The sequence below is a fragment of the Streptomyces sp. NPDC041068 genome (genome assembly GCF_040647455.1).
Lineage (GTDB): Bacteria > Actinomycetota > Actinomycetes > Streptomycetales > Streptomycetaceae > Streptomyces.
The window spans coordinates 237,316-253,384 of the sequence record NZ_JBEZCG010000006.1; the positions used below are offsets into that span (position 1 = coordinate 237,316).

General features: G+C 72.5%; 16 protein-coding genes and 1 pseudogene. 9 read left to right on the forward strand and 8 right to left on the reverse strand.

Annotated features, from left to right (window positions below; translation table 11 throughout):
• Window positions 1-19 precede the first annotated feature (19 nt).
• On the reverse strand, window positions 20-652 hold the full coding sequence (locus AB0B50_RS15865) for a response regulator transcription factor (RefSeq protein WP_362331633.1): 633 nt from the start codon (window positions 650-652) through the stop codon (window positions 20-22).
• A 155-nt stretch (window positions 653-807) separates the two neighbouring features.
• Window positions 808-2,067, reverse strand: coding sequence for a sensor histidine kinase (locus AB0B50_RS15870; RefSeq protein WP_362330965.1), 1,260 nt, complete (start codon window positions 2,065-2,067; stop codon window positions 808-810).
• Window positions 2,068-2,454: 387 nt separating this feature from the next.
• On the opposite strand from AB0B50_RS15870, the gene AB0B50_RS15875 reads away from it, so the two are divergent.
• The 3 genes from AB0B50_RS15875 to AB0B50_RS15885 are packed head-to-tail and all read left to right on the forward strand — an operon-like array spanning window position 2,455 to window position 5,401.
• Window positions 2,455-3,303 carry a MaoC/PaaZ C-terminal domain-containing protein gene (locus tag AB0B50_RS15875; protein ID WP_362330968.1) on the forward strand — a complete coding sequence of 283 codons (849 nt, stop codon included), beginning with the start codon at window positions 2,455-2,457 and terminating at the stop codon, window positions 3,301-3,303.
• Between the two features lie 43 nt (window positions 3,304-3,346).
• Window positions 3,347-4,423: a Zn-dependent alcohol dehydrogenase gene (locus AB0B50_RS15880; protein WP_362330971.1), complete on the forward strand. Its 1,077-nt coding sequence runs from the start codon at window positions 3,347-3,349 to the stop codon at window positions 4,421-4,423.
• A gap of 36 nt (window positions 4,424-4,459) precedes the next feature.
• Complete coding sequence (locus tag AB0B50_RS15885; RefSeq protein WP_362330974.1) at window positions 4,460-5,401, forward strand: 3-oxoacyl-ACP reductase; 942 nt, start codon at window positions 4,460-4,462, stop codon at window positions 5,399-5,401.
• Window positions 5,402-5,476: 75 nt separating this feature from the next.
• Here the strand turns inward: AB0B50_RS15885 and AB0B50_RS15890 are convergent, their stop codons facing one another.
• Complete coding sequence (locus AB0B50_RS15890) at window positions 5,477-5,635, reverse strand: hypothetical protein (RefSeq protein WP_362330977.1); 159 nt, start codon at window positions 5,633-5,635, stop codon at window positions 5,477-5,479.
• Between the two features lie 49 nt (window positions 5,636-5,684).
• Window positions 5,685-6,848 (reverse strand): hypothetical protein, encoded by a 1,164-nt coding sequence (locus AB0B50_RS15895; RefSeq protein ID WP_362330980.1) that lies wholly within the window; start codon window positions 6,846-6,848, stop codon window positions 5,685-5,687.
• Window positions 6,849-7,094: 246 nt separating this feature from the next.
• Here AB0B50_RS15895 and AB0B50_RS15900 point away from each other — a divergent pair, with 246 nt between their 5' ends.
• The 4 genes from AB0B50_RS15900 to AB0B50_RS15915 all read left to right on the forward strand — a co-directional run bounded on the left by AB0B50_RS15900 (window position 7,095) and on the right by AB0B50_RS15915 (window position 11,307).
• Window positions 7,095-8,159, forward strand: coding sequence for an iron-siderophore ABC transporter substrate-binding protein (locus AB0B50_RS15900; protein WP_362330983.1), 1,065 nt, complete (start codon window positions 7,095-7,097; stop codon window positions 8,157-8,159).
• 200 nt (window positions 8,160-8,359) lie between these two features.
• Window positions 8,360-9,214, forward strand: a complete 855-nt coding sequence (locus tag AB0B50_RS15905; protein ID WP_362330986.1) for a Nif3-like dinuclear metal center hexameric protein — start codon at window positions 8,360-8,362, stop codon at window positions 9,212-9,214.
• A complete protein-coding gene (locus tag AB0B50_RS15910; protein ID WP_362331635.1) occupies window positions 9,211-9,954 on the forward strand; it encodes a C4-type zinc ribbon domain-containing protein in 744 nt (247 codons plus the stop codon). The genes AB0B50_RS15905 and AB0B50_RS15910 overlap by 4 nt, the downstream gene beginning before the upstream one ends.
• Before the next feature lie 12 nt (window positions 9,955-9,966).
• A complete protein-coding gene (locus AB0B50_RS15915) occupies window positions 9,967-11,307 on the forward strand; it encodes a bifunctional RNase H/acid phosphatase (RefSeq protein ID WP_362330989.1) in 1,341 nt (446 codons plus the stop codon).
• Between the two features lie 59 nt (window positions 11,308-11,366).
• On the opposite strand, the gene eda is transcribed toward AB0B50_RS15915, so the two are convergent.
• Complete coding sequence (gene eda, locus AB0B50_RS15920; protein ID WP_362330992.1) at window positions 11,367-11,993, reverse strand: bifunctional 4-hydroxy-2-oxoglutarate aldolase/2-dehydro-3-deoxy-phosphogluconate aldolase; 627 nt, start codon at window positions 11,991-11,993, stop codon at window positions 11,367-11,369.
• A gap of 290 nt (window positions 11,994-12,283) precedes the next feature.
• Window positions 12,284-13,084 carry a peroxide stress protein YaaA gene (gene yaaA, locus AB0B50_RS15925; RefSeq protein WP_362330995.1) on the reverse strand — a complete coding sequence of 267 codons (801 nt, stop codon included), beginning with the start codon at window positions 13,082-13,084 and terminating at the stop codon, window positions 12,284-12,286.
• A gap of 133 nt (window positions 13,085-13,217) precedes the next feature.
• Here yaaA and AB0B50_RS15930 point away from each other — a divergent pair, with 133 nt between their 5' ends.
• Window positions 13,218-14,660 carry an RNB domain-containing ribonuclease gene (locus AB0B50_RS15930; RefSeq protein ID WP_362330998.1) on the forward strand — a complete coding sequence of 481 codons (1,443 nt, stop codon included), beginning with the start codon at window positions 13,218-13,220 and terminating at the stop codon, window positions 14,658-14,660.
• On the opposite strand, the gene AB0B50_RS15935 is transcribed toward AB0B50_RS15930, so the two are convergent.
• A complete protein-coding gene (locus tag AB0B50_RS15935; protein ID WP_362331001.1) occupies window positions 14,642-14,866 on the reverse strand; it encodes a hypothetical protein in 225 nt (74 codons plus the stop codon). The genes AB0B50_RS15930 and AB0B50_RS15935 overlap by 19 nt on opposite strands.
• Window positions 14,865-15,173, reverse strand: a pseudogene (locus AB0B50_RS15940) (MerR family transcriptional regulator); the annotation flags it as partial. The pseudogene AB0B50_RS15940 and the gene AB0B50_RS15935, both read right to left, overlap by 2 nt.
• Before the next feature lie 176 nt (window positions 15,174-15,349).
• Between AB0B50_RS15940 and AB0B50_RS15945 the strand changes: the two are divergent.
• A complete protein-coding gene (locus tag AB0B50_RS15945) occupies window positions 15,350-15,928 on the forward strand; it encodes a Uma2 family endonuclease (protein ID WP_362331004.1) in 579 nt (192 codons plus the stop codon).
• Window positions 15,929-16,069: the final 141 nt, after the last annotated feature.

Below are 16,069 nucleotides of genomic sequence, written 5' to 3' on the forward strand. Positions count from 1 at the left end.
CGGCAACCGTGCCGCGGGGTCACAACCACCCCTGCTGCCTGGCCTCCCGCACCGCCTCCATCCGGTTGCGCGTCCCCGTCTTCCCGATGGCTGCCGACAAGTAGTTCCGCACGGTCGACTCCGACAGATGCAGCTTGGCCGCGATGTCGGCGACCGTGGCGCCGTCCACCGAGGCCTTGAGGACATCCGCCTCGCGGCCGGTCAGCGGGCTCGGCCCCGCGCTCAGCGCGGCCGCGGCGAGCGCCGGGTCGATGACGGTCTCGCCCCGCAGCGCCTGACGGATCGCCTCGGCCAGGTCCTCGACAGGGCCGTCCTTGACCAGGAACCCGACGGCGCCCGCCTCCATGGCGCGGCGCAGGTAGCCGGGCCTGCCGAAGGTCGTGAGGATGAGGACCCGGCAGTCGGGGCACTCCTCGCGCAGGTCGGCCGCGGCGTCCAGCCCGCTGCGGCCGGGCAGTTCGATGTCGAGCAGCGCCACGTCGGGCCGCGAGGTCAGCGCCGCGTCGACGATCTGGTCGCCCGCACCGACCTGCGCGACGACCTCGATGTCCTCCTCCATACCGAGCAACAGGGCCAGCGCGCCCCGCATCATGCCCTGGTCCTCGGCGAGGAGGACTCTGATGGACTTCACTGGGCGGCGTTCCTGGGGCATCTCATCCACGGGCTCAGAGTATGTCCGTGGCGGCGGTCGGAGCGTGTTGAGGGCTGGGAAGACGCGCCTCGCCGATGAGGCCGTCGCCGGCCGCCCGGCAGTCCGCATCGCCGTTCTGCGTCAGCCCGCCCGCCTTGGGGTTGCGGCGTGCACGCTTACACGTGGCCGGGTTCGAGTGTCGGGTCGGGTTCGGCGTTCGGCAGCACGGCGGTGACCTGGAAGCCGGAGCGGGGTCCCGGGCCCGAGGTGAGGGAGCCGCCCGCTGCCGCGAGGCGTTCGGCCAGGCCCTTCAGGCCGCTGCCGGGCGTTCCCGAGCCCACGCCGCGGCCGTCGTCCGTGATCACCAGACGGGTCTGTTCGGTGGTGCCGGTGACCTCGATCTCGCACTGGGCGGCGCCGGAGTGGCGGACGACGTTGGTGGCTGACTCGCGCACCACCCAGCCGAGCAACGCCGCGGTCTGCGGGGCGAGCGGCGGGCCCGACTGGCGGACCACCGCGTCGATCCCGGCAGCCTGGAGCAGATCGCGGGCGCGGTCGAGTTCGGTGGCGAGGCTGCCCTCGCGGTAACCGGTGACGGCCTCGCGGATCTCGGTGAGCGCCTGTCGGCCGACGGACTCGATGTCGGCGACCTGGCCGAGCGCCGCGTCCAGGTCGCGGGGGGCGAGGCGGCGGGTGGCCTCGGCCTTCACCACGATCACGGAGAGGGTGTGGCCGAGCAGGTCGTGCAGATCGCGGGAGAAGCGGAGGCGTTCCCTCTCGACGGCGGTGCGGGCCAGTTCCTCGCGGGTGTCGCGCAGTTCGCGGACGGCCTCGGACAGGGAGAGGATCGCGGCCGTCACCATGGTGGACAGGAACGTGCCGTACGCGACGTTCACGCCGGTCCAGCCGTCCTTGTAGGCGCCGATGACGCCCGCGAGCGCGCTCAGGGACAGGCCGATGGGACCGAGGCCCCGCCCGCGCACGATCGCCCCGACGGCGAGGCCGAGGAGGGGGAAGAAGAGGAGCCAGCTGCCCCCGTAGGCGACGGCGAGGCCGGTGGTCAGCAGGCCCAGGGAGATCAGGGCGACCAGGGTCGAGCGGGCCTCGCGCTTGCACTTGTCGAAGGCGCGGAACGCCAGGAAGACGTAGAGGGAGTTGAAGACGAGAATCCCGATGCCGCCGATCCAGGGGTTGGGGGTGTCACCCTGGAGGAGGTGGGAGAAGGCGCCCAGGCCCATCAGGAGCCAGGGCAGCAGAGAGAAACCGGTGGGCGGCGGGCCGAACTGCTCGATGTTCTTGCCGGTCCTGCGGCCCTCCCGCCAGTCGGCCTTGACCAGCTTGTACTCGGCCTTCCACTCGTCGCGGGCGCCCTTCCACTGCGTGCGGGCCTCCTGCCACTCGTGCATCCGGCAGCTGAACCTGCTCGTCCTGGCCATGTCGGCGTTCCCCGTCGTCGTGCTGTGCGTCATGCGGCCCGCGCGGCCCGCCGGTACGAGTACCCAGCGTACGAATCGAGGGCGGGCACAGTGCCGATCCGGCCCGCGGCCACGGCCTCCGGCGGCGATGTCGTCGTCATGGCCACGACGCTATGGACCAGGGGGCGGGCGGCGGCAGATGCGCCTGTACGGACTCTGCCGGTACAAATGTCACGGGTACGGATCTGACGTGACGTCAGGAGTCTTCACAACCATCGTGGCCTCGGCTATACATGGGACCGCCGGACTGGAACGCGTTCTAGAACGGCCCTGTTGCGACCTCGGTGCGGCCGACGGTGCGGACGGCCGCACTGAGGTCTTCACTCCGGCCCAAGGAGCTGCCGCCCCATGCCCATTGATGCCGCGAAGGCCCTCGCCGCCGAGCCCCGGTCCGCCGAGATCACCTGGGACCACAAGGACATCCAGCTCTACCACCTGGGCCTCGGCGCGGGGCTGCCCGCCACGGACCCCGACGAACTGCGCTACACGCTGGAGTCCAAGCTGCACGTCCTGCCCAGCTTCGCCACCGTCGCGGGCATGGGCATGATGGGCGGCCTCTCCGCGCCCGGCATCGAGGTGAACCTCGCCGCCGTCCTGCACGGCGGCCAGACCATCGAGCTGCACCGCCCGATCCCGGTCAAGGGCAAGGCGGTCGCCACCTCCAAGGTCGCCGCGGTGTACGACAAGGGCAAGGCGGCGATCCTCGTCCTGCGCTCCGAAGTCGCCGACGCCGAGGGCCCGTTGTGGACGAGCGACGCCCAGATCTTCGTACGCGGCGAAGGCGGGTTCGGCGGCGACCGCGGCCCCTCCACCCGCCTGCCCGCCCCCGAGGGCGACCCCGACCTGGAGGTCGAGCGCCCCGTCCGCGAGGACCAGGCGCTGCTCTACCGGCTCTCCGGCGACTGGAACCCGCTGCACGCCGACCCCGAGTTCGCCAAGCTCGCCGGCTTCGACAGGCCGATCCTGCACGGCCTGTGCACCTACGGGATGACGCTCAAGGCCGTCGTCGACACCCAACTCGGCGGCGACGTGTCCCGGGTGCGCGGCTACAGCACCCGCTTCGCCGGGGTCGTCTTCCCCGGCGAGACCCTGCGGATCCGCATGTGGCGCACCGAGGGGCGCGTCCGGGCGACCGTGACGGCGGTCGAGCGCGACGACGCGCCGGTGCTCGCCGACACCGTCGTCGAGCACGCCTGAATCGTCGAGCACGCCTGAATCTTCGTACGAGAGGAGCCGCACCATGCGCGCAGCCGTACTGCACGAGATAGGCCAGGACAAGCTCGAGGTCCTCGACGACGTCGAGGCGGTGGGCTTCGGCCCCGGCAAGGTGAGGATCCGGGTCAGGGCCACCGGCCTGTGCCACTCCGACGTCTCGGCGATGAACGGCGTGCTGCCGCAGCCCGCGCCCTTCATCCCCGGCCACGAGGGCGCGGGCGAGATCGTCGACGTGGGCGACGGCGTGAGCGGCCTCTCCCGGGGCGACCGCGTACTGCTGTGCTGGCTGCCCGCCTGCGGTGCCTGTCCCGCCTGCAAGCGCGGCCAGACCCAGCTGTGTCTGGCCGGGTTCATGAACGCGGGCACCCCCAACTTCAAGCGCCCCGGCGGTGACGTCTTCGGCTTCGCGGGCACCGGCACCTTCACCGAGGAGGTCGTCGTCGACGCCGGGTGCGCCGTGCCGATCCCCGACGACGTGCCCTTCGACATCGCCGCGCTGATCGGCTGCGGCGTCACGACGGGGCTCGGCGCTGCCATCAACACCGCGGACGTGAAGGCCGGTTCGTCGGTCGCCGTCATCGGCTGCGGGGGCGTCGGCATCTCCGCGATCCAGGGCGCCCGGCTCAAGGGTGCCGCCCAGATCGTCGCCGTCGACCCGGTCGCGTCGCGCCGCGAGGCCGCCCTGAAGTTCGGCGCCACGGAGGCGGTCGCCCCCGACGAACTCGGCGACGCCAAGCAGCGGATCACCGCGGGCGAGGGCTTCGACTACGTCTTCGAGGTCGTCGGCAAGTCGGCCACGGCCCGCACGGCGTACGAGACGACGCGGCGCGGCGGCACCCTGTGCGTCGTCGGCGCGGGCGCCATGGACGACTTCCTGCAGCTCAACATGTTCGAGCTGTTCTTCGACGAGAAGCGGATCCTGCCGTCCATGTACGGCGGGGGAGACGTCCTGGAGTCGTACGAGCGGGCCATCGCGCTCTGGCGCGCGGGCCGCATCGACCTGGAGGGCCTGATCACGCATCGCGTGCAGCTCGGCGAGATCAACGAGGCCCTGGACCAGATGCGTACGGGCGTCGCCCTGCGCACCTGCATCGAGATCTGAACCGCCCCTGCCCCGTAGAGCGTTGAAGGGACTTAGATGTCACTGCCACTTGAGGGCCTCTGCGCGATCGTCACCGGCGCGGGCCGTGGGCTCGGCCGCGCCGAGGCCCTGGAACTGGCCGGGCTCGGCGCGAGCGTCGTCGTCAACGACTTCGGACAGCCGGGGCGCGACGGCTCGGGCGAGGCGTCGGCGGCGCCCGCCGAGGAGGTCGCCGCCGAGATCAGGGCCGCGGGCGGGCAGGCCGTCGCGCACACCGGCGACGTCGCGGACCACGAACAGGCCCGCGCGCTCGTCCGGTCGGCGATCGACACCTACGGAAAGCTCGACATCCTGGTCAACAACGCGGGCATCCTGCGGGACCGGATGATCTTCTCGATGAGCGAGGCCGAGTGGGACTCGGTCATTCGCGTCCACCTCAAGGGCCACTTCAACACGACCCACTTCGCCTCCGTCCACTGGCGCGAGCGCTCCAAGGCGCAGGGCGGTCCGGTGTACGGGCGGATCGTCAACACCTCGTCGGAGGCGTATCTCGCCGGGTCCGCGGGCCAGCCCAACTACGCGGCGGCCAAGGGCGGCATCGTCGGCCTGACGACGTCGACGGCGCTGGCGCTCGCCAAGTACGGCGTGACCGCCAACGCGATCTGCCCGCGCGCGCGGACGCGGATGACCGAGGACGTGTTCGCCGGCTTCCAGGAGCCGACCGGGGAGCAGCTCGACCCGCTGGCGCCCGAGCACGTCGCGCCGCTGGTGGGGTACTTGGCATCGCCCGCGGCCGCGCGGGTCAACGGGCAGCTTCTCGTGGTGCACGGCGGCATGGTCGCGATCGTCGAACGGCCCAAGGTGGCGGCGAAGTTCGACTCGGCGAAGGAGGCGTTCACCTTCGACGAGCTGGACGAGGCCCTGTCCCCGTACTACGCGGAGCGCCCCGCGAACGAGACGTTCGCCGCGGCGGAGGTCCTTGGGCTCAAGAAGGGCTAGCGCGGTCTCCGGCGGCGCGGGAAGCACAAGGGCCCGGCACCTTCTCGGTGCCGGGCCCTTGCCTGGTACGTCGGTTCAGGACGCCTGGTCCTGCCTGCGATGCCGCCCGCGGGGAACCGTCGCCTCGTCGTGCTCGGCCACCGGCCCCCGGTGCTTTCCGGCGCCGACGAGCCTGGGCGGCTTCGCCTGCGGCTCGGTGTCCCGCGGTGTCTCCGTACTGGTCTCGGTCGTCAACAATGCACTCACACCCCGTAAGAAGATCGTTCGGTACAGCCGGGCGAGTCTAACCGCCCGGCTTACGCCCGCCGAGGGGTGCCTGCTGCAAGGGAACGGGCCGCGGTGCCGCGGGCTTCGGGGGGTCCGCGGGAGGCGGCTGTGACCTGCGGGGATCCTCCTCGGCCAGGGTCTCGGACGGCTCCTGCGGCGCGGGCACCGCCATCCTCGCCACACCGCACGGCGCCGCGCCCGTCGCGTACGGAAGGCAGAGCGTGCCCTCCGGCGTCCACCATCCGGAGCCCGCCAACCACCCCTCGGGCGCCGCCAGTTGATGCAGCCGCCGCCCCGCCGGTCGCCACAGGCCGACCCAACTGCTGCCCGCCGCACCGTCGATGCGCAGCGCCACCGCGCAGGCCTCCGGTGTGAGCACCTGCCCCGGCTGGATCGCGAACGGCGTCACCGCGAGGTCCACGGGGAAGCGCAGGCACTCGGGGAAGCGCACCGGCCGCGTGCCGCCGAGGACGCCCCACCCGACGCGGTCCTCGCCCGGCGCGTTTGAGCGGATGATCAGCAGACCGCTGCCGGCGTCGGCGAGCAGCAGCCGGTCGTCGCTGTCCTCCGCGATCTGCAGGAGAGGGGAGACCTCGCCGCCGCGCTCCAGGTCCACCGCGACCGTCTTGGTGCGGCCCTGCAGCGTGCGGTCCAGGGCGAGCATCCGGGCGGTGCCGTCCAGCCAGACGCCGCCCGAGCAGCGGCCGGGGATCTCGGCGAGGTGCTCGGGTCCGAAGGCGCCGCCCGCCACCAGCCAGACGGCACTGGAGCGCTCGCCGGGCGCGATCGCGTACGCGCAGGTGCCGCCGGGGGCGGGCGGCAGCAGGCTCAACTCCCCGCACTCCACTGCCCCGAGCGGTACCTCGCCGGTCCCGGGGCCCGTCGGATAGAGCAGGGCGAAGGTGTGCCGCTCGCCCACCACGCGGTGGATCAGTACGCGGCCGTCGGCCATCGGGAGCACTTCCGTGGCCGGCTCCTCCGGCTGGTGGCCGGGCAGCGGCACCGCGTAGGGCTCGGCGGAGCCGAGGGTCCAGCGTTCGGGGTACCAGGACTCCGAGGCGGCCGGGGCGTCGGCGGCGCGGGCGAGGCGCGCCGCGTACGACCCGTCCGCCGCGATCGTGCACTCCGCGGTGCGGGCACGGACCCGGGCCGGGGGCGGCGGCGCTGGTGGCGCTGTCATCGTGAGTGTCACCTCCGGCCCCGAAGCTAGTTTTCGCACGCACTGGCGTGGCACCGACGAGCGTCCACTTCACACAGAAGGGTGGCGATGTCCCGATTCGCCTGAGGGGGCAGGGGCGGTTGTGCTGTGGCGGGGGTGCCTGTTCCCGTAGGGAGGGATTCCGTTTAAGGTAAGGCGAACCTAAGCTCGACTGGATTCGGGCGGCGCAGCTGGCCGGATCCGAGCAGTACACCCCCTGGAGTCCCGATGTCCGTGTCCCTTCGGTCCGCACGGCGCAGCCGCCGCCGCGGCACCGCCGCCGTCGCCCTCGCCGTGACCGCGGCGCTCTCGCTCGCGGCCTGCGGGTCGTCCGACGACGGCTCCGGCACGTCCGAGAACGGCAGCGGCAGCAAGGCCGTCGCCCAGGGCGGCGACGACTTCGCCAAGGCCGCCGAGCAGACGGCGAAGATGGGCACCACGGCCAAGGCGGGCGAGTTCCCGCGCACCATCACGCACGCCCGCGGCAAGACCGAGCTGAAGGAGCGGCCCAAGCGGGTCGTGGTCCTCGACGTCGGTGAGCTCGACAACGTCGTCTCGCTCGGCATCAAGCCCGTCGGCTACGCCCCCACCGAGGGCGACGACGGCATCCCCGGCTACCTGAAGAAGGAGGCCGGCAGCCCCAAGGACGTCGGCACGATCAACTCCCTCAACCTGGAAGCCATCGCGAACCTAGAGCCGGACCTGATCCTCGGCAGCGAGCTGCGCGCCGCCAAGCTCTACCCGCAGCTCTCCAAGATCGCCCCCACCGTCTTCTCGATCCGCCCCGGCTTCACGTGGAAGGAGAACTACCTCCTGAACGCGGCCGCGCTCGACAGGACCGCGAAGGCCAAGGAGGAGCTCGCCGCGTACGAGAAGCGGGCCGAGAACCTCGGCAAGGACATCGGCGAGGCCCACGACGGCAAGAAGCCGACGATCACGATGCTCCGCTACATGCCGGACCGCATCCGCCTCTACGCCAAGGCGTCCTTCATCGGCACGATCCTCGACGACGCCGGTCTGCCGCGCCCCGAGAACCAGCAGATCAACGACCTCGCCGTGGAGGTCAGCCCCGAGAAGATCGACCAGGCCGACGCGGACTGGATCTTCACGGGGGTCTACGGCGACGCGAGCAAGACCGACCGCTCGGGGGCGGAGAAGAACCCTCTGTGGAAGAAGCTGGACGCGGTGAAGAAGGGCCAGGCCAAGGACGTTCCCGACGAGACCTGGTACCTGGGCCTCGGCGTCACCGCGGCGAACTCCGTCCTGGACGACCTGAGGAAGAACCTGGCTTAGCGGAAGCGGCCCCGAAAGGGGCGCGGGGAACTGCGCGAGCAACCACGAACGAGCCGCGGACGCGTCTGCCGAGTGCTGAGCAGGCGCGTCCGCGGCTCGTCGCGGGCTGAGCGCGCAGTTCCCCGCGCCCCTAGGTAGCCGCCCGGCTGCGCCCCGTAACGCACGACATGCCGAGCGCAGCGGGAAGGTAGCCTTTCCCCGTGCCCCGTCTGTCTGAAGTCATCGCCGCGCTCGACGCCCTGTGGCCCGCCGAACTGGCCGAGAGCTGGGACGCGGTCGGCACGGTCTGCGGGGATCCCGAGGCCGAGGTCTCCCGGGTCCTCTTCGCCGTCGACCCGGTCCAGGAGATCGCCGACGAGGCGGTCCGGCTCGGCGCCCAGCTCCTGGTCACCCACCACCCGCTCTACCTGCGGGGTACGACGACGGTCGCGGCGTCCACCTTCAAGGGCCGCGTCGTCCACGACCTGATCAAGAACGACGTCGCGCTGCACGTCGCGCACACCAACGCCGACCGCGCCGACCCGGGCGTCTCCGACGCGCTCGCGGGCGCGCTCGACCTCCGGGTCGTACGTCCCCTCGTACCGGACCCGGCGGACGGCAGCGGCCGCCGCGGCCTCGGCAGGATCTGCGAGCTGGACCACCCCCTCACCCTCGCCGAACTCGCCGAGCGCGCCGCCAAGCGGCTGCCCGCCACCGCGCAGGGCATCCGCGTCGCGGGCGACCCGGAGCAGCTGATCCGCACGGTCGCGGTCAGCGGCGGCTCCGGCGACAGCCTCTTCGACGACGTGCGCGCCGCGGGTGTGGACGCCTTCCTCACCGCCGACCTGCGCCACCACCCGGCGTCCGAGGCCCGCGAGCGCACGCCGCTCGCGCTCCTCGACGCCGCCCACTGGGCCACCGAGTGGCCCTGGTGCGAGCTGGCCGCAGCCCAGCTCGACGAGATCTCCGACCGGAACGGATGGGGACTTCGCGTCCACGTCTCGAAGACGGTCACCGACCCCTGGACCGCCCACGCGGCGTCCACCACTTCTCAATCCTCTGGAGCCCCCAACTGAACGCCGCGCCCGCCGACCAGATCCGACTGCTCGACGTCCAGGCCCTGGACGTACGCCTGCAGCAGCTCGCGCACAAGAAGAAGTCGCTGCCCGAGCACGCCGAGATCGAGTCGCTGAACAAGGATCTCGCGCAGCTGCGCGACCTGCTCGTCGCCGCGACGACGGAGGAGAGCGACTGCGCCCGCGAGCAGACCAAGGCGGAGCAGGACGTCGACCAGGTCCGTCAGCGCGCGGCCCGCGACCAGCAGCGCCTGGACTCGGGCGCGATCACGTCCCCCAAGGACCTGGAGAACCTCCAGAAGGAGATCGCCTCGCTGGCCAAGCGCCAGGGCGACCTGGAGGACGTCGTCCTGGAGGTCATGGAGCGCCGCGAGTCCGCGCAGGAGCGGGTCGCCGAGCTGACCGGGCGGGTCTCCTCGGTCCAGTCGAAGATCGACGACGCCACGGGCCGCCGTGACGCCGCCTGCGAGGAGATCGACGGCGAGGCGGCCACGGTCGGCAAGGAGCGCGAGGTCGTGGCGGGTTCGATCCCCGCCGACCTGCTCAAGCTCTACGACAGGCTGCGCGAGAAGCAGGGGGGCATCGGCGCTGCCAAGCTCTACCAGCGGCGTTGCGAGGGCTGCCGCCTCGAGCTCGACATCACTGAGGTCAACGAGGTGAAGGCCGCGTCCCCGGACACCGTGGTGCGCTGCGAGAACTGCAGCCGCATCCTGGTCCGTACGTCCGAGTCCGGCCTGTAAGGACCCCTGTACATGCGCGAGTTCATCGTCGAGGCCGATGGCGGCTCCCGGGGCAACCCGGGCCCCGCGGGCTACGGCTCAGTGGTCATCGACGCGGCCACGGGGGAGACCCTGATGGAGGCCGCGGAGTACATCGGCGTCGCGACGAACAACGTCGCGGAGTACAAGGGCCTGGTGGCGGGCCTCAAGGCGGCGTACCAGCTGGACCCGACCGCGTCGGTCCACGTCCGTATGGACTCCAAGCTCGTCGTCGAGCAGATGTCGGGCCGCTGGAAGATCAAGCACCCGGACATGAAGCCGCTTGCGGCGGAGGCGGCCCGGGTCTATCCGTCGTCCCAGGTGACGTACGAGTGGATCCCCCGCGAGAAGAACAAGCACGCGGACCGGCTCGCGAACGAGGCGATGGACGCGGGCAAGCGGGGTAAGCAGTGGTCGCCGTCGGCGTCCACGGCGGACCTGGACACACGCGCCGCGCGGGGCGCCGCCGATCCGTCGCCCGCGGGCCCGCCGGGGGATGCGGCGGCGGGGGCGGCGAAGGCACGGGCGGCCCTCGCTTCGACGTCACGGGGCGCCTCCGCTCCGGGCTCCGGCGCCTCCGCGTCGGGCCAGGGCGCGGTGGCTTCGGCGCACGGTTCCTCCGCTTCGGGTGCCGCCGCTGCGGACGGTGCCGACGCCCGTGCCGCGCGCAACGCCGCCGCCACGCCGGTCGGTTGGGCCGCGGCCGCCGATCTCGGTGCCCCGGCGACCTTCGTGCTGCTGCGGCACGGCGAGACCGCGCTCACGCCCGAGAAGCGGTTCTCCGGGAGCGGCGGTTCCGATCCGTCCCTCTCCGACGTGGGCCGTGAGCAGGCCGAGCGCGCCGCGGCCGCGCTCGCCGCGCGCGGCACGATCCAGGCGATCGTCTCCTCGCCGCTCAAGCGCTGCCAGGAGACGGCACACACCGCCGCCGCCCGCCTCGGACTCGACGTACACATCGAGGACGGTCTGCGCGAGACGGACTTCGGGTCCTGGGAGGGGCTGACCTTCGGCGAGGTGCGCGAGCGCCACCCCGAGGAGCTCAACGCCTGGCTGGCCTCGCCGAAGGCGGCACCGCCCGGCGGTGAGTCGTTCGCCGCGGTCTCCCGCCGCGTCTCGGCGGCACGCGACCGGCTGACCTCGGCGTACGCGGGCCGCACGGTTCTGCTCGTCACACACGTCACGCCCATCAAGACGCTGGTGCGCCTCGCGCTCGGCGCCCCGCCGGAGTCCCTGTTCCGCATGGAACTCTCGGCGGCCTCGGTGTCGGCCGTGGCGTACTACGCCGACGGCAACGCCTCTGTGCGGCTCCTCAACGACACCTCGCACCTGCGCTGAGGAGCGCCCCGTGAGGGGCGCCGGGAGCCGCGCGACCAGCCGCGACGCACCCGCAGGACTCAGCGCAGGGACGCCGCCTCGCGCGCCAGGGACTCGACGCGGGCCCAGTCCCTCGCCGCGACCGCGTCCGCGGGAAGCATCCAACTGCCGCCCACGCAGCCGACGTTCTTCAGCGCGAGGTACGAGGGTGCGGAGGCCGGCGTGATGCCGCCGGTCGGGCAGAAGCGGGCCTGCGGCAGCGGGGCGCCGAGGGACTTCAGATACGCGGTGCCGCCCGCCGCCTCCGCGGGGAAGAACTTCATCTCGCTGACGCCGCGCTCCAGCAGCGCCACGACCTCGGACGTCGTGGAGACGCCCGGCAGGAACGGCACCCCGGACCCCTTCATCGCGTCGAGCAGCGCGTCCGTCCAGCCGGGGCTGACCAGGAAGCGGGCGCCCGCGGCCACGGAGTCGGCGACGTTCCGCGCCGATATGACGGTGCCCGCGCCGACCACGGCGTCCGGCACCTCGGCGGCGATGGCCCGGATCGCGTCGAGCGCGACGGGCGTCCGCAGGGTCACCTCGATGGCGGGAAGCCCGCCCGCGACGAGGGCCCGCGCCATCGGCACGGCGTCGTCGAGCTCCTCGACGACGACCACGGGGACGACGGGGGCCAGATCAAGCACGGAGGCAGAGGAGGAGGTCATAGAGGCATCCTGCCTCGGCGCGCGCAGCATGCGCAAAGACCGTTGCGCATGCTGCAACATTGGGTGTTGAGAGCCTCAGGGGACGCAGGGCACCTCCCGTACCGAGGGCTTCAGAGGGCATCCCGCGCCGAGGGCCTCCGGCGTTCTCCCGTGCCGAGGGCTCAGGGCACCTTCCGTGCCGAGGGCTCAGGGCACCTCCCGTACCGAGGGACTCAGGCGCACACCCGTGCCGACGAGGGCTCAGGGCACCTTCCGTGCCGAGGGCGCAGGGCACCTTCCGTGCCGAGGGCTCAGTGGATCTCCCGTACCACCACGTCCAGCGCCCACGACTTGCCCGCCTTCGCCGGAGCCTCCGCCTCCACCACGTGTCCCAGGTCCCGCAGCGCCTCGACCAGCTCGGCCGGGTTCTTCGGCTGTGTGCCCGTGGCCAGCAGGGAGCGGACGATCCGGCCCTTCGTCGCCTTGTTGAAGTGCGAGACGACGGACCGCTTCTCCACGCCGTCGACCAGCTGTGCGTGCAGCACCCGCACCGTCGCCGTCCGCCCCGCGACCTCGCCCTTCGGCTTCCACGCCGCCGCGTACGCCGACGACCGCAGGTCCAGGACGAGACCGTCGCCCGCGGCCTCGGGCATCACGGACGCCATCGGCGTACGCCAGTACGCCCCGAGCGCGCCGAGCCCCGGCAGCTTCACGCCCATCGAGCAGCGGTAGGAGGGGATTCTGTCACTGACCCCGACGGCACCCCACAGCCCGGAGAAGACCAGCAGCGAACGCGCGGCGCGGCGCTTGGCGGCGGCGTCGAGCGAGGCCAGGTCCAGGGCGTCGTACAGCACACCGGTGTAGATCTCCCCGGCGGGGCGCGCGCCCGCCGTGCGCAGCTCGGCGTTCTTCGCGACCTCGCCCCGAAGCCCCTCGCTGAGGCCGAGCACCGTCCGCGCCTTCTCCTCGTCGGCGGCGCACAGCTCGACGAGCTCGTCGAGAACCGCCTGCCGCGCCTCGGCGAGCCCCGGCAGCGACAGGGACTCCGGCTTGAGCGGGGCACCCCGCCCGGACGAGGCCTTGCCTTCGGACGGCGGCAGCAGGACGAGCACGATGGGACTCCTTAAGCGGTACGAGGCCTTGAGCGGTACGAACAAGGGGTGCGGCCCCTGCGAAAGGGTACGGCGCCCGGGGCCCCGCGCCCCACAGGGTGCCGAGCCGTGCCCGGCGCCCTAGGCTCGGTCCATGCCCCGCCGCCATCTGCAGGTGAAAGGCGCAGCCGAGGCTCCGCTGCGGGCCGCGCTGCGTGAGCTGCGTACGAAGCTGGACGTGCCCGAGGAGTTCCCCGCCGACGTCCTCGCCGAGGCGGAGCGGGCCGCGGCCGAGCCCCGCCTCCCGGACCACGACGCCACGGACATCCCCTTCTTCACCGTCGACCCGCCCACCTCCGTCGACCTCGACCAGGCCATGCACCTGGCGCGGCGCGAGGGCGGCGGCTTCAGGGTGCGGTACGCGATCGCCGACGTCGCCGCGTACGTCACGCCCGGCGGGCCGCTGGACGCCGAGGCCCACCGCCGCGTCACCACCCTCTACTTCCCCGACGAGAAGGTCCCGCTGCACCCCACCGCGCTGAGCGAGGGCGCCGCCAGCCTGCTGCCCGACCAGACCTGCCCGGCCGTGCTGTGGACGATCGACCTCGACGAGGACGGCCGGGCGCAGCGGACCGACGTGCGCCGCGCCGTCGTCCGCAGCCGCGCCAAACTCGACTACGAAGGCGTGCAGAGGGCCATCGACGACGGCACGGCGGAGGAGCCGGTCGCCCTGCTACGGGACATCGGGCGACTGCGCGAGCAGCTGGAGGTCGACCGCGGCGGCATCTCCCTCGACGTGCCCGAGCAGGAGATCGTCGAGCGTGACGGCACGTACGAACTGGCCTATCGGGCGCCGCTGCCTGCCGACGGCTGGAACGCCCAGATCTCGCTCCTGGCGGGCATGGCCGCGGCCGAGCTCATGATCGGCTCCGGTACGGGCATCCTGCGGACGCTGCCGACCGCCCCCGACGGCGCGGTCGGCCGGCTGCGCCGCACCGCCAAGGCCCTGGGCATCGACTGGCCGCACCATGTGCCGTACGCGCAGCTCGTACGCTCCCTGGATGCCCGGAAGCCGCGCCATGCCGCCTTCCTCCAGGAGTGCACGACGCTGCTGCGCGGCGCCGGGTACACCGCGTTCAGCGGCGGCCGGACCCCCGAGCACACGACCCACGCCGCGGTCGCCGCGCCCTACGCCCACGTCACCGCCCCGCTGCGACGCCTCGCCGACCGCTACGCCGCCGAGCTCTCCCTCGTGGCCTGCGCGGGCGCGGGGGTCCCGGAGTGGGTGCTCGCCGCCCTGGACGCGCTGCCCAAGGAGATGGCGGACGGCACGCGGCGCGGCAACACCGTGGAGCGGGAGTGCGTGGACATCGTCGAGGCCGCGCTCCTCAAGGAGCGGGTCGGCGAGATCTTCGACGCGGTGGTGGTGGACGTGAAGGAGGGCGAACCGGCCGTCGGGACCGTGCAGTTGGCGGAGCCCGCGATCGTGGCCCGCATCGCGGGCGGCACGGCGAAGCTGCCCCTGGGCGAGCGCCTGAGGGTCCGCCTCACCCAGGCGGACCCCGGTACGGCGAAGGTTCAGTTCGCCCCCGCGTGAGGCGGCCGCGCGCCCAGCCGCTCCTTCAACGCCGCGAGCAGCTCCGCGGGTTGGTCGGCGTGCAGCCGCACCGTCGTGATCAGCGCGAGCGGTATCCGCAGGTCGAGGTGGGCGCCCTTGCGCACCCGCAGCGCGTCCGGCGACAGGACGTGCGGCCGGGTCACGGAGGCGGCGTGGAGGCCGAGCATCAGGACGACGCCGTACACGCAGCCGCGCCCTGCGCTCGCGGATGTCGGCCTCCTGTCGGGCCAGGTCGGTGTCCAGCTCGGCGAGGACCTCGGCGAGCTCGCGCCCCGCGTCGTCCGCGAGCACGTCCCGCACCTCGGCGAGCCCGAGCCCGAGCCCGAGCTCGGTCAGCCGCCTGACCCGGGCCAGGGCGACGGCGTGCCGCAGGCCGTACTCGCGATAGCCGTTGGGCCGCCGCTCGGGCTCGGGCAGCAGGCCGAGGTGGTGGTAGTGCCTGATGGCGCGCGTGGTGACGCCGACAAGGCCGGCGAGCTCTCCGATCCGCATGGGCCCAGTAGAAACGTTGCCGTTGCGGCAAGGTCAAGGTGCACACGACCCGCCAGGATCGTGCCCTGCCCGCCGAAGGCGCCCGTGTGCCACGATCGAGGGAACGACTCTCGATCTCACGGACGGCTGATCACCTGATGCCCCAGTCTGACGAGCGACCGAAGGAGGAGCGTGACATGACCGCCATGGCACACGAGCCGCTCACGCAGGCGGAGATCCTGCTGGAGGGCTTCCTCGCTCTGGACACCCCGGAGGGATTCCGGGCGGAACTGATCGAGGGAGACATCGTCGTGACGCCGCCGCCGGACGGGGACCACGAGGACTGCATCAATCTGGTCGTGAAGCAGGTGATCAGGCGCTCCCGGACCGACATGGACTTCTCCGGGAACAAGGGCCTGAAGCTGAAGAGTGGGGGCGCCTGTCCCGAGAACCACCTGATTCCGGACGGCACCTTCGCCCCCGCCGAGCGTAGGCTCTTCCGCGGCGCCGCCCCGTGGATGCCCTGCGAAGGCGTCGCCATGGTGGTCGAGGTGACCTCCCGCAAGGCGCAGATCGACCGCGAGGCCAAGCGGCGTTGCTATGCCCGGGGCGGTATCCCGCTCTATCTGCTCATCGATCGTGACGCCTCCTCCGTGACGCTGTTCCGTGACCCGGAGGGCGACGACTACGGCGAGGGCTGCACGCGCTCGTTCGGTAAGCCGGTGGACCTGCCCGAACCGTTCGCCTTCGAGCTGGAGACCGGAGAGTTTCTCTGACGTGGGCCCCGGTCCGGCATGGAAACGGGGTGCGTGGGCGTTGGACCGGTGACGGTACGACGAGCCATCGGGGGAGCAGCACCGTATGCAGGGCACGCACAGCGCAACGACCGGAGGCGGTGCGGCCCCCGCTCCGCACCA

Coding starts and splice junctions, on each gene's coding strand:
- AB0B50_RS15900 (WP_362330983.1), top strand. CDS start 7,095: ATGTCCGTGTCCCTTCGGTCCGCACGGCGCAGCCGCCGCCGCGGCACC.
- AB0B50_RS15895 (WP_362330980.1), bottom strand. CDS start 6,848: ATGACAGCGCCACCAGCGCCGCCGCCCCCGGCCCGGGTCCGTGCCCGC.
- AB0B50_RS15915 (WP_362330989.1), top strand. CDS start 9,967: ATGCGCGAGTTCATCGTCGAGGCCGATGGCGGCTCCCGGGGCAACCCG.
- AB0B50_RS15885 (WP_362330974.1), top strand. CDS start 4,460: ATGTCACTGCCACTTGAGGGCCTCTGCGCGATCGTCACCGGCGCGGGC.
- eda (WP_362330992.1), bottom strand. CDS start 11,993: ATGACCTCCTCCTCTGCCTCCGTGCTTGATCTGGCCCCCGTCGTCCCC.
- AB0B50_RS15875 (WP_362330968.1), top strand. CDS start 2,455: ATGCCCATTGATGCCGCGAAGGCCCTCGCCGCCGAGCCCCGGTCCGCC.
- AB0B50_RS15945 (WP_362331004.1), top strand. CDS start 15,350: ATGACCGCCATGGCACACGAGCCGCTCACGCAGGCGGAGATCCTGCTG.
- AB0B50_RS15870 (WP_362330965.1), bottom strand. CDS start 2,067: ATGGCCAGGACGAGCAGGTTCAGCTGCCGGATGCACGAGTGGCAGGAG.
- AB0B50_RS15930 (WP_362330998.1), top strand. CDS start 13,218: ATGCCCCGCCGCCATCTGCAGGTGAAAGGCGCAGCCGAGGCTCCGCTG.
- AB0B50_RS15880 (WP_362330971.1), top strand. CDS start 3,347: ATGCGCGCAGCCGTACTGCACGAGATAGGCCAGGACAAGCTCGAGGTC.
- AB0B50_RS15865 (WP_362331633.1), bottom strand. CDS start 652: ATGCCCCAGGAACGCCGCCCAGTGAAGTCCATCAGAGTCCTCCTCGCC.